A 1,983-nucleotide genomic window follows, 5' to 3' on the forward strand; every position below is an offset into this window, starting at 1 on the left:
CTTCGTGGCGGGAGATGATGGCGTTGAGGCTGTGGACCAGGGCGCTTTCGTCGACTTGACCGCGTAGCCGCAACGCGAACGGGATGTTGTAGACGGCGTTCGGGGGCATCATGCGGCTCAGGAACCACAGGCGTTGTTGCGAGAAGGATAGGGGTAAGGGCAGTGAGCGGTCTACCACTTCCAGCGCTGGCAGGGCGGAACCTTGCAGCTGGGCTTGTTCAATCAGCAGGGCTTGGGATTTCAGTGTCTGGTGGTCGAAGACTTCACGCATTGGCAGCTCGACCTGGAACATATCACGAATGCGGGCAACAAGCTGGGCGGCGATGAGAGAATAACCGCCAATGAGAAAAAAATTATCGCGATGGTCTATGCGTTTTTCTGTGCCCTGGCCAGACAACAATGCAGACCAGATGGAGGCCAGCAATTCTTCAGTCGCCCCCTGAGGAGGGATAAACAGATCATCATTGCCATCGCTGCTTTTTTGCAGCAACTCACGGTTGACCGTGCCCTGTTCAAACAGTGGCAGTGCATCCCAAACCTGCAAACTGGCTGGCAACCAGTGGCGCTGGGAAGCCTGCTTCAAGCATATCAACAAGTCAGACAGTGTGGATTCAGCAATGCCGGCATTGCCTTGCGTGAAAACAGTCCACTGCCCTTGCTGTAATACGAGAGCGGGTATCTGGGCCGGAGCGACACTGTGTAACAACACTTCGCTTTGCCAGGCTAACTGCTTGCGGCGACTGGCGCTTACCTGGGCTGGCAAAGGCGCAGCATGGCAACTGCCATCGTGATGCAGAACGACGCGGTGACCTGTCCTGAGCAAGGACTGCCTTGGGCAGAAAGGATGCGCAACAGTGAGGTCTGCCAGCCTGAAATCACCCATCCAGGTATACGAGGGAGCGTCTGCATGCCCCCCTGCTGCTCTCACGGTATTCGCGTGTACAGCACACAGGCTGACACCGCCCAGGCAAAGTTCACCAGCACTGCCAACGGGAACGGCTTGCCTGCCCTCAAGGACAACAAGCGGGAAAAGAGCTGGTAGTTGTTCTGCCGACAGAGGGCGTGCCCACCCTTGCAGCGCGGACAGCAGAGCTTGTTCTGTGGTGCCCTGCCCCATCAGGCGCAACATCGCCTGCAACAAGCCGCCCTGATCAAGTTCGGCCAGCAGCAATTGACCGCATGCATGTTGAATATGAAAGCGTAAGGCAAGGCCATTGTGGGTGGCGATACTGTTTGATACTGTTTCCCCACTGCTCTCAACGATTGTGCTCGCTGTACTGGTGTCCACAGTCTCCAATACACGTACTACCCCAGCAGCATCCAACAACGCCTGACGACGCAGAGGATTCGTGGCGGAGTTGATGATGTACGCGCACGCCCCCAACTGCCGAACCGCCAGAAAGGCAACCAGTAAGTGCGCATCATGCACACTGCCACTATCCCCCTCATCGGCAACAATGCCAATGCAATCACTCGCGGTGCACCCTTCTTTGCGCAGTTGTCCGGCCAGTGCCAGTGACTGCTCTTGCACTGTGGTGCTGACCTGATGCAGAAGGTCTGTGGCAGGCTGGTTGTCTTGTGCTGTGTGTGCTGTGTGTGCTGTGTGTGCTGTGTGTACTGTCTGCGCTACCTGCACTGCCTGCGCCAGGTAAATCTGCCTGTCCCGTTCAGTGACCAACTGGTAATCATCGATGCACAACTCTGGCTGTTCAACGATCTGGCTCAGCAGCATCTGGTATTGGTTGAGGAGATTGTCGATACTGTCCTGGGTGAACAGGTCGGTGTTGTATTCGAGTGCCCCAATGAGGCCAGCCGGGGTTTCGCTGAGATTGAAGGTGAGGTCGTAACGGGCGACACCTTCGTGTTCTTCAGCAATGAGGGGCTGCATCTGGAGCTGGTCTAAGGCGATGTCTTCGGCAGGGGCATTTTGCAGGGCGAAGAGGACCTGGAACAGGGGGGACTGGTTGAGGTCGCGTTCGGGCT

Annotated in this window: 1 protein-coding gene; it reads right to left on the bottom strand. The window is 56.8% G+C overall.

The genetic code is table 11. From position 1 onward, the window contains the following. Nucleotides 1–1,983, bottom strand: a 1,983-nt coding sequence (locus tag ACO0LH_RS28375) for a condensation domain-containing protein (protein ID WP_422944506.1), incomplete at both ends; no start/stop codon positions are given.

The sequence above is a fragment of the Undibacterium sp. TJN19 genome (assembly GCF_049339485.1).
Lineage (GTDB): Bacteria > Pseudomonadota > Gammaproteobacteria > Burkholderiales > Burkholderiaceae_D > Undibacterium.